Origin of the sequence: Nocardia pseudobrasiliensis NBRC 108224 (assembly GCF_001613105.1) — a bacterium.
Taxonomy (GTDB): domain Bacteria; phylum Actinomycetota; class Actinomycetes; order Mycobacteriales; family Mycobacteriaceae; genus Nocardia; species Nocardia pseudobrasiliensis.
In genome coordinates this window covers 177755-187391 of sequence record NZ_BDBS01000018.1, presented here as the reverse complement: position 1 = coordinate 187391, position 9637 = coordinate 177755, and the positions used below count along the sequence as shown (strand labels likewise).

The following is a 9637-nucleotide window of genomic DNA, read 5'->3' as shown; positions in this document are numbered from 1 at the left end:
TGCCGGGCTTGGGGGCCGGGCCGGGCTTGACCGCGGGGCCGGGACGCGCGGCAGGCGCCTCGGACTTGGCGGCCGGGGCTTCGGACCGAACGACCGGAGCCGGTTCGGCCGCGGCCGGAGTCGGCCTGACCTGCGCCGGACTGGGCGCGGGAGTGCGCGGGCCGGGACGCGGACCGGGCGTCGCGCCGGACGCGGGCTTACCCGCCGGGCGCGCCTGGTTCTGACCGGGCTTCGCGGATGATTTGTTGCCGTTCGCCGGGGCGGACTTCGATGCGAACGACTCGCGCAGCCGACGCGCGACGGGGGCCTCCACCGTCGAGGACGCCGACTTGACGAACTCGCCCTGCTCTTTCAGCGTTGCGAGTAGTTCCTTGCTCGTGACACCGAGTTCTTTTGCCAACTCGTGCACGCGGGCCTTGCCTGCCACTGCTCTCCTCACTGAGAGGTCGAGCGTGGCATCCGCCCTATGGGGACGGTAAGCCCGCACGACCTCCGGTTATCTTCGATGGCCGATCATCGTTGGTACTTCATCACGGTGTGCTCATGAGTGCTCGTGCCTGTTCTCCACGTAGTGCTCCAGGGCTGAGATATCCAGTTTTCCGGACACTCGTAACGCTCTGCCGAATGCACGGCGCCGAACTGCAGTGCTCAGACAGACCGAAGAGGGGTGCAACCAGGCACCCCTTCCGGGAAGTCTGTGCCGCGGATCGGGTGCGACCGCAACACCGTCTTGCGACGACAGCGCCACGACCCGCAACAGATCGGCGGCCAGCTCGCGTTTCCGACATCCGATGCACGTCCGGACGGGTCCGGAGCGCAGAGAAGTCGGAGACTCGCGCTGAGCCTGAGACCACTCTACCGCTGCCACGTCCAGATCTCCGCATCCAGCCCTCTGGTTAGTTACCAACATGTCATCCTGCCGCTACCTCGCTTACGGGGCGAGCGGTTTTCTACCAGCACAAACGTGTTTCAGCCCCGCGCTTCGGTGCGCACCGAACCCGTAATGTCGGGGGCTGCGTCGGAACGAATATCGATGCGCCAGCCGGTCAGGCGCGCGGCAAGCCGAGCGTTCTGACCTTCCTTGCCGATCGCCAACGACAGCTGGAAGTCGGGGACCACCACCCGCGCCGCGCGGGCCTCCGGATCCACGATCGTGACCGAGACAACCTTCGACGGGCTCAGCGCATTCCCGACGAAGGCCGCCGGATCGTCGGCGTAGTCGATGATGTCGATCTTCTCCCCCGCCAACTCGCTCATCACATTGCGCACGCGCTGGCCCATGGGCCCGATACACGCGCCCTTGGCGTTCACACCCGGCACGGTGGTCCGCACGGCGATCTTGGAGCGATGTCCGGCCTCGCGAGCCACGGCCACGATTTCGACCGAGCCGTCGGCGATTTCGGGCACCTCGAGGGCGAACAGGCGGCGCACCAGGTTCGGATGCGTGCGCGAGAGCGTGATCTGCGGACCGCGCGGGCCGCGCGAGACGCCGACCACGTAGCACTTGATCCGATCACCGTGCTCGTAGCTCTCCCCCGGCACCTGCTCGGCGGGCGGGATCAGACCCTCCGCGCCGTGCGCCTCGCTGCCGATGCGCACCACGACGGTGCCGCGGGCGTTCATCCGGGCGTCGCGCTGCACGACGCCGCCGACGATATCGCCCTCGTGGGTGGAGAATTCGCCGAAGGACTTCTCGTTCTCGGCGTCGCGTAGCCGCTGTAGCACGACCTGCCGGGCGGTGGTCGCGGCGATGCGGCCGAAACCCTCTGGGGTGTCGTCCCATTCGGAGATCATGTTGCCGTCGGCATCGACCTCCCGGGCCATCACCCGCACCACACCGGTCTTCTGGTTGATATCGATGCGGGCGTTGGGCTGGTGGCCCTCGGTGTGGCGATAAGCGGTCAGCAGCGCGGACTCGATCGCGGAGATCACCGTCTCCATCGAGATCCCCTTGTCGGCGACTATCGCACGCAGGGCTTCGATTTCGATGTTCATTCCACGATCCCTTCGGTCGACGCGGCTACTGGTTCCGGTACTTCTCCATCTGTGGCGTCCACCGAATCGGTGGCGCCGGGCTCCGGGCGGCCGGGGGCGACTCCCCCGGCCAATTCCATCTCCGCCGCGCCGGGTGGGGAGAATTCCACCTGGACGACGGCCCTATCGATATCGGCCAGGGGCACGGTGACGCGATGGGGTTTTCGCTTGCCGCCGAGCACCAGGGCGACCTCGGTTTCGGTGGCCGCGCCGACGCGGGCGTCGAAACGATCGCCGTCCTCCGGCTGCGGCGCGCCCGGACGCAATGTGACACGGACCTTGCGGCCGCGAGCGCGACGCCAGTGTCGAGGTGCGGTCAACGGGCGTTCGATACCGGGGGTGGTGACCTCCAGCAGGTAGGAGGTTTCACCGAAATCCCCGGCTTCGTCGAGGACTTCGGAGACTTCGGAACTCAGTGCCGCGATCTGATCCAGATCTACTCCGGAATCGCTGTCCACCACGACCTTCACGCGTGTTTGCGACCGACCGGCAGCCGTGATCGCCACGCCCTCGAGGTCGAATCCTCGGCGCTCGACGAGCCCAGCAACAAGCTGGCTCACCCTTTCCTCGGTCGGCATCGGCATGTGGGGCGGCTCCTGGTTCAGTTGTAGGGAGTTTGAGTTGTCGGTATAGGTCCTGGTCGGACCCGGTCGGCGCGCGGGGTCGACGGAATACTCCGCCGAAGGTCTAGCGTAACGCGCCCGAAGAGTGTAAAGGACCAGCCAACCTTTTCCAGTTTCCCATGGGTGTACCCGTGGGCTCGACCGTCGAAGGCGCAGATCACAGCGTGTCGAGTGGGCTCGGCGATTTGTCTCACCACAATCACTGGCACGATATAGGCGTGCCACGCACCGATATCGCCGTCCCTCCGCCGCAGCGGTCGGACGCCTCCGACGTTTCCCCGCCCGCCCTCGACCGCCGATCGATGCTGCGGATGGCGGGCGGCGGCGCCCTGGTGGTCGGCGCGCTGGGTGCGGCGGGCTGCGCCGAGGACAAACCCGCGCAACCGGACATCCTTCTGGCACAGGAACAGTCGGCCCGCGCGGATGCGGTGTGGGCCAGGGCCGCGGTCGCCACCGCGCCCGATCACACCCCCGCGCTCACCCTCATCGCGACTCAGCGCACCGAGCACGCCGACGCGCTTCGAGCCGAGATCGACCGCGCCACAGGCGTATACGGCGACGGCACCAAACCCAAGTCCGCTACCCCGCCGGTCACCCCGCCACCGGCGCCCACACCACCGCCGACGGTCGCCGCCCTGCGCGATCAGCTCGCGCGCTCCCAGCGCTCGGCCGCCGACCTCGCCGCCACCCTGTCCGGCTATCGCGCGGGCCTGCTCGCCTCGATCAGCGCCTGCTGCGCCACCCACACGGGAGTCCTGCTCGCATGACCACAACCGACCAGCAATCCCTGACCGACGCCCTGGCCGCCGAATACGCCGCCGTCTACGCCTACGGCGTCATCGCGGCCTACGCCTCCCCCGAGCGCAACAAGATCGTCGCCGAATACCTCGCCTCCCACCGAGCCCGCCGCGACGCCACCATAGACACCCTCAAATCCCTCGGCGCCCAAATCCCCGCCCCCGCAGCCGCATACACACCCCCCTTCCCCATCAACGACCCCATCCCCGCCGCCAAACTCGCCGTCACAGTCGAATCCGACACCACCACCGCCTGGCACTCCGCGGTAGAACGAGCCACCACCCCCGAACTCCGCCGCACCGCCACCGAGGCCCTCACCGAATCAGCCCTCCGCCTCGCGACTTGGCAATCCATCCTGGGCACCAACCCAGCGACTGCGGCCTTCCCCGGCAAAAGCTGATCAGACCCGGCCGAGCCTGTTCGACAGCGATACCCGCAGCACTCAGTCGAACAGCTCGCCGACAGATTGCACCGAGGCCGCCCGCCGAATCCACAGCCCGAGCTGATCCAGATCGTCACAAGCAGTGACCCGATCCCTGACATCGTCCGGCACATCGAACCCGCGAGCCTCCAGCACCATCAGCAACGCTGCTGCCTCCCCCTCAGCACGCCCTTCCGTACGACCCTCAGCACGTCCCTCAGCGACGTACCGCCGGGCAAAATCGCTGCGGTACTCATAGGTGTTGTTCATCAGCTCCTCCAGACGGCGCTGGGCTGTGGCCGAGAGGGCCTCAGCCACCATGTCATAGTACATTTTGCCCAGCTCATAGTCGGTATTGCTCAGTCCAGCCATGAGGGCTACGAGGAGGGCGTCGGCGTTCGGTTCGTTGCCGTGGGCGATCGCGGACAGTACGGCTCGCTCCGGAGCCGCGATAGCCTCGGCAGGGTCGGTGACAGCGGGGATCGTGTCCGGGCCCAACACCAGAGGCCGCAACACCAGCTCGGGGTGACCGAAGTCGATCGGCTTACGGCACCACTCGGCCACTGTGGGATTCGTGGCCACGATCAGCAGGTATGTGGGACATCGCAATCGAGCGCGAAGGGTTGCGAGATACACCGGCCATTGCCAGTGGCGCAACGGATCCTTCTTGCGCTGTATTTCCACGCAGATGGCCGACATCGCGCGGCCGCTCGGATCGTACAGTCCGAGCGCGCAATCCCCTCTGAATTCCTTCGGGCCGACGTCCGTGAAATCACACGGTTCGGCACGCGCCCGCTCGTAGTCAGGCACCTTCTCACCGAACACATGTCGCAGATACCAGGCCGCCAGCATCGGCTGGGACCGAAACAGCTCAACCAAACTCTCGTGTGGATGACCGGGCATGTCACGGACTGTACGCACGCATTTCGACAAGCCAGCTGGCGGTCGAATGTCCAACTGCCACAAAAGATTCGATTTCACGGCGTGGCGTCGCGAACACACCGCGACGCGGGCGGAGTAGCTCCTGTCCGGTCCGGCCGCGTGGCGCAAGCCGGACGGCTCAGCCCTTCAGCTCACCGCAGCCGTGTACTGCGGCTTGTACGCGCTGATCGAAATGCGGATCAGATCCGCCGCCTGGTCCGGGGTCATACCGTCCGAATGGACTCCGTCGCCGTGGGTGAAATCGTCGACCATGCGGGGAAAGGCTTGGGCGGGGGACATTCCCGTGGCGATCAGCTGGTCGAATTCCGCGGCGAGGTTCTGGCCGGTGCTGAGGGCGCCGTAGGGGGAGGCTACGACGAATTCGGCCAGGCCGGGTCTGGCGCCCAGGGCCGTGAGGAAGGCGCGGTCGCTGTCGGAGATGACGGGGGCCGTCGTCCCGGGCGCGGAATCGTAGGCCTGGGCGGGGTTGTCGGGGCCGGTGGCGCAGGCCGTCAGGGCTAATAGCGCGGCGAACAGACCCAGGATCGGCTTGATCACATTGCGAACTAACCGGATTCGCGATCCCGGCGCAACTCGGGCAGGAGGCCGTCCGGATCGGATCCGGACGGCCCGCTCGGCTCAGCCGCGAACCTTGGCCAGCACCGCCTGGACGGCCTGGTCCGCCGCGATCTCCTCGCTGGTCTCCGCGAAGCGATCGCGCAGTTCGACCTTCCCGTCGGCCCAGCCGCGCCCGATCACCAGCACCTGCGGCATACCCAGCAGTTCGGCGTCCTTGAACTTCACTCCGGGCGAGGCGGTGCGATCGTCGAGCAGCACCTCGAGGCCCGCGGAATCCAGTTCGGCCGCAACCTGTTCGGCGCCCGCGCGGGCCGCCTCGTCCTTGTTGGCGATGACCACGTGCACATCGAACGGCGCGACCTCGCGGGGCCAGCGCAGCCCCTTCTCGTCGTGCATCTGCTCGGCCAGCACCGCGACCATGCGGGATACGCCCACACCGTAGGAGCCCATGGTCAATCGCACCGGCTTACCGTTCTCACCCAGCACATCGACCTCGAAGGCATCGGTGTACTTGTACCCGAGCTGGAAGATATGCCCGATCTCGATGCCACGCGCCGCGTGCAGCACCCCGCGCCCGTCCGGCGAGGGATCGCCGTCGCGCACCTCAGCGGCCTCGATCGTGCCGTCGGGGGTGAAATCGCGACCCGCGACCAGACCCACCACATGCTTACCCGACTCGTCGGCGCCGGTGATCCAGGCCGTACCGCTCACCACACGCGGATCCACCAGATAGCGAACCCCGTTGTCGGCCAGCGCCTTCGGCCCGATGTATCCCTTGACCAGGAACGGATTGGCCCGGAAATCCTCCTCGGTGAGCAATGCCACCTCCGCGGGTTCCAGCGCCGCCCCGAGCCGCTTGTCGTCGACCTCCCGATCACCCGGGATGCCGATGCCCACGATCTCGGACTTACCGTCGGGGTGCTGCAACTTGACCATCACGTTCTTCAACGTGTCGGCCGCGGTGACCGGCCGCCCGAACTGCTCGGCGACCGCCGAATTCGCCCACTCCACCAGCGTCGCGATGGTCGGGGTGCCCGGCGTCTCGTACACCTGCGCCGGGGCCTGGCCCTCGATCGGAATCTCCGGCGGCGCGGGCGTGACCACCGCCTCGACATTCGCGGCATAGCCGGATTCGCGGCAGATCACATAGGTGTCCTCGCCCACCGGACTGTCGGCCAGGAATTCCTCCGACGCGCTGCCGCCCATCGCACCCGAGGTCGCCGAGACGATCACATACCGCACCCCGAGCCGATCGAACATTCGCCGATAGGCGTCGCGATGCGCGTTGTAGCTGGCCTTCAGCCCGTCCTCGTCCAGATCGAACGAATACGAGTCCTTCATGACGAATTCGCGCCCGCGCAGAATGCCCGCGCGCGGCCGCTCCTCGTCACGGTATTTGGTCTGGATCTGGTACAGGATGACCGGCAGATCCTTGTACGAGCTGTACTCACCCTTGACGGTGAGCGCGAACAGCTCCTCGTGCGTCGGTCCGAGCAGGTAGTCGCCCTTCTTGCGGTCCTGAAGCCGGAACAGGCTGTCGCCGTACTCGGTCCAGCGCTTGGTGGTCTCGTACGGTTCGCGCGGCAGCAGCGCCGGCAGCGAGATCTCCTGGGCGCCGATCCCGTCCATCTCCTCGCGCACCACATTCTCGATCTTGCGCAACACGCGCAGGCCGAGCGGCAACCACGAGTACACCCCCGGCGCGACGCGACGGACGTATCCGGCACGGACGAGAAGCTTGTGGCTGGGCACCTCGGCGTCGGCGGGATCGTCGCGCAGGGTACGCAGGAACAGGTGGGACAGACGGGTGATCACGGCTGCACAGCGTAGCCCGTGCTACGGCGACGCCATGCAGGCACTACCGCCTCCCGGCCCAGCTCGTTCGCGGCGGTACCGTAACGCCTCGTGCTGGTGATCCTGCCTCCCTCCGAAACCAAGTCCGACGGCGGTGAATTCGGCCCGCTGGAATTGGACGCGCTGTCGTTGCCGCAGCTCACCGCCGTGCGCGACAAGCTGGTCACCCAGCTGATCGCGCTGGCGGACGATGCCGACGCCTCGCGCGCGGCGCTGGGTCTGGGTAAGGGGGCCGATGCGGAGATCGCCCGTAATGCCGCACTGCGGACCTCCGCGACACGCCCGGCCCTGACCCGCTATACCGGTGTGCTCTACGACGCGCTCGACGCAGCCTCGTTCACCAAGGTCCAGCGCGAGCGCGCATTCACGCGCCTGGCCATCGGCTCGGCCCTGTTCGGCGTGGTCCGCGCCGCGGATCCGATTCCCGCCTACCGACTTTCCGGCGGCTCGAAGCTGCCCGGCCTGCCGACGCTGGCCTCGGTGTGGAAGCCCGCGCTGGTTCCGGCGCTGCGCGAGGAGACCGCGGGGGATCTGGTGGTCGATCTGCGCTCGGGGACCTATCAGCAGCTGGGCCGCATTCCGGGCGCGATCACCGCGACCGTGCTCACCGAACGTCCCGACGGCTCCCGCACCGTGGTGAGCCATTTCAACAAACACCACAAGGGACTGCTCGCCCGCGCCCTGGTGCTGACCCGCTCCGAACCCGCCACCGTGCGCGATCTGGCCAAGGTCGCCGAAAAGGCCGGACTGCGTGTGGAAATCGCCTCCTCGACCGAACTTCTGGTCCTCACCTGATCCGAATGAATTCCAGGTGGACCATCGCGTGAATTCTCGACACACAATCGGTTACCGGATTCGCGTAATCAATTGCCATACTTGGGGATACCGCGCGGGTGTCGTAATGTTGGCGCGGCGCGCGGACGGCGCCAATATTCCCGATGCATTGCCGAGGAGCTTGGTGTGGGCAAAAATGCCACCCGAGAGGACAAGCGTGGCCGCGAGGAAAAAGCGCTGCGCGAACTGATAGATCGACTCGCTACCGACTTCGGGGACACCCGTTCCCCGCGACAGATCGAGGACGCCGTCGCGACGGCGCTGGGTCGTTTCGAGGGGCATTCGGTCCGAGATTTCGTGCCGATCCTGGTCGAACGAATCGTCCGCCGAGAACTGTCGGATGATCCGATCGAACCGGAACTCATTGCCCCGCAGGATATTTCGTTCGAGCCCGACAAACGCGGCCTCGCCGATCGAGTGCGGGAGTACATCGCACCCCCCTGGACGGTCCGCAAACTGGCTCTGCCCGTAGCCATCGTGGCCGTGGTGGCGATCATCGCCGTCGCCGTCGGCACGACCGGAACCTCCACCGCCCCCGCGGCCGCACCAGTGGTCCTGCACGGCGTGATCGGCTCGGAGAAAAGCGGCTTCTTCACCGATCCCAAGGTGACAGACTCGCTGGCACGCAAGGGAATCCGGGTCGAGGCCGATCCGGCGGGCTCACGCCAGATCGCCACCTCGGTAGATCTCGGCAAATACGACTTCGCCTTCCCGTCCAGCGCCCCGGCGGCGGAACGCATTCTGCGCCAGCGCAATCTGACCGCCAAATACACCCCGTTCTCCTCCCCGATGGCGATCGCGACGTTCAAACCGATCGCCGAACTGCTCACCAAGGCGGGCGTCGTGCGGCCGGGCCCGGTTCCGTCCTTCGATATGAACCGCTATCTCGACCTCATCGCCAACGGCGCGCAGTGGGATCAGCTGCCCGGCAACGACACCTATCCGGTTCGCAAGAACATCCTGGTCTCCACCACCGACCCGCGGACCTCCAATTCCGCGGCGATGTATCTGGCCATCGCGAGCTACGTCGCCAACGACAACACCGTGGTGCGCGGTACGACCGCCGAGGAATTCGCACTGGGTAAGATCGCCAAATTGTTTGTCGGCCAGGGCTATTCCGACAATTCCAGCGAAGGCCCGTTCGCCCAGTACCTTTCGGCGGGCATGGGCCCGACCCCACTGGTGCTCGGTTACGAGGCGCAGTACATCGAGGCCGCGGTCGCGGGCCGCATCACCCCCGACATGGTCCTGATGTATCCGTCGCCCACCATCCTGTCGCGCCACACCCTGGTCCCGCTCACGCCGGAGGGCGACCGCATCGGCCGACTGCTGAGCACCGACCCCGAACTGCAGACCCTGGCCGCCGAGCACGGCTTCCGCACCGACGACCCGGCCCGGTTCAACCAGGTGACCACCGCCCACCACGTCCCGGTCGCCGACAATCTCATCGACGTCATCGAGCCACCGGCCTACGACACCCTGGAACATCTACTCGACGGCGTCGCCAGGTCCTACAACAAGTGATGCTCACAACTGCCCGGTAATCACCCATTCGAAAAGTGATATACGTGGA

The 9637-nt window shown here is 66.7% G+C and carries 11 protein-coding genes; 4 read left to right on the top strand and 7 right to left on the bottom strand.

Annotated features, from left to right (window positions below):
- The 4 genes from NP4_RS16405 to rimP form a co-directional block, all read right to left on the bottom strand.
- Positions 1-427 (bottom strand): translation initiation factor IF-2 N-terminal domain-containing protein (locus NP4_RS16405; RefSeq protein ID WP_174556137.1); only part of this gene is annotated, 427 nt, incomplete at its 3' end.
- Positions 428-541: 114 nt separating this feature from the next.
- Positions 542-910 (bottom strand): YlxR family protein, encoded by a 369-nt coding sequence (locus NP4_RS39945; protein ID WP_082875916.1) that lies wholly within the window; start codon positions 908-910, stop codon positions 542-544.
- A gap of 59 nt (positions 911-969) precedes the next feature.
- Positions 970-1995 (bottom strand): transcription termination factor NusA, encoded by a 1026-nt coding sequence (nusA, locus tag NP4_RS16400; protein ID WP_067998559.1) that lies wholly within the window; start codon positions 1993-1995, stop codon positions 970-972.
- Positions 1992-2618, bottom strand: coding sequence for a ribosome maturation factor RimP (gene rimP, locus NP4_RS16395; RefSeq protein ID WP_067998557.1), 627 nt, complete (start codon positions 2616-2618; stop codon positions 1992-1994). Before rimP ends, nusA begins: the two co-directional genes overlap by 4 nt.
- A gap of 257 nt (positions 2619-2875) precedes the next feature.
- Here rimP and NP4_RS16390 point away from each other — a divergent pair, with 257 nt between their 5' ends.
- Together NP4_RS16390 and NP4_RS16385 are read left to right on the top strand one after the other, a co-directional pair.
- The gene (locus NP4_RS16390; RefSeq protein WP_245998055.1) at positions 2876-3424 is read left to right on the top strand and encodes a hypothetical protein; all 549 of its coding nucleotides are present in this window, start codon (positions 2876-2878) and stop codon (positions 3422-3424) included.
- Positions 3421-3855 (top strand): DUF4439 domain-containing protein, encoded by a 435-nt coding sequence (locus tag NP4_RS16385; RefSeq protein WP_067998555.1) that lies wholly within the window; start codon positions 3421-3423, stop codon positions 3853-3855. The genes NP4_RS16390 and NP4_RS16385 overlap by 4 nt, the downstream gene beginning before the upstream one ends.
- A 42-nt stretch (positions 3856-3897) precedes the next feature.
- Here NP4_RS16385 and NP4_RS16380 read toward each other — a convergent pair whose 3' ends face one another.
- The 3 genes from NP4_RS16380 to NP4_RS16370 all read right to left on the bottom strand — a co-directional run bounded on the left by NP4_RS16380 (position 3898) and on the right by NP4_RS16370 (position 7191).
- Entirely contained in the window at positions 3898-4779 is an 882-nt protein-coding gene (locus tag NP4_RS16380) for an RpnC/YadD family protein (RefSeq protein WP_067998553.1), read from the bottom strand.
- A 165-nt stretch (positions 4780-4944) separates the two neighbouring features.
- Positions 4945-5355: a DUF732 domain-containing protein gene (locus NP4_RS16375; RefSeq protein WP_067998551.1), complete on the bottom strand. Its 411-nt coding sequence runs from the start codon at positions 5353-5355 to the stop codon at positions 4945-4947.
- An 81-nt stretch (positions 5356-5436) separates the two neighbouring features.
- Positions 5437-7191, bottom strand: a complete 1755-nt coding sequence (locus tag NP4_RS16370) for a proline--tRNA ligase (protein WP_067998550.1) — start codon at positions 7189-7191, stop codon at positions 5437-5439.
- A gap of 90 nt (positions 7192-7281) precedes the next feature.
- Between NP4_RS16370 and yaaA the strand changes: the two genes are divergently transcribed.
- Positions 7282-8025, top strand: a complete 744-nt coding sequence (yaaA, locus tag NP4_RS16365) for a peroxide stress protein YaaA (protein WP_067998548.1) — start codon at positions 7282-7284, stop codon at positions 8023-8025.
- Positions 8026-8190: 165 nt separating this feature from the next.
- Positions 8191-9588, top strand: coding sequence for a three-helix bundle dimerization domain-containing protein (locus NP4_RS16360; RefSeq protein ID WP_211335893.1), 1398 nt, complete (start codon positions 8191-8193; stop codon positions 9586-9588).
- Positions 9589-9637: the final 49 nt, after the last annotated feature.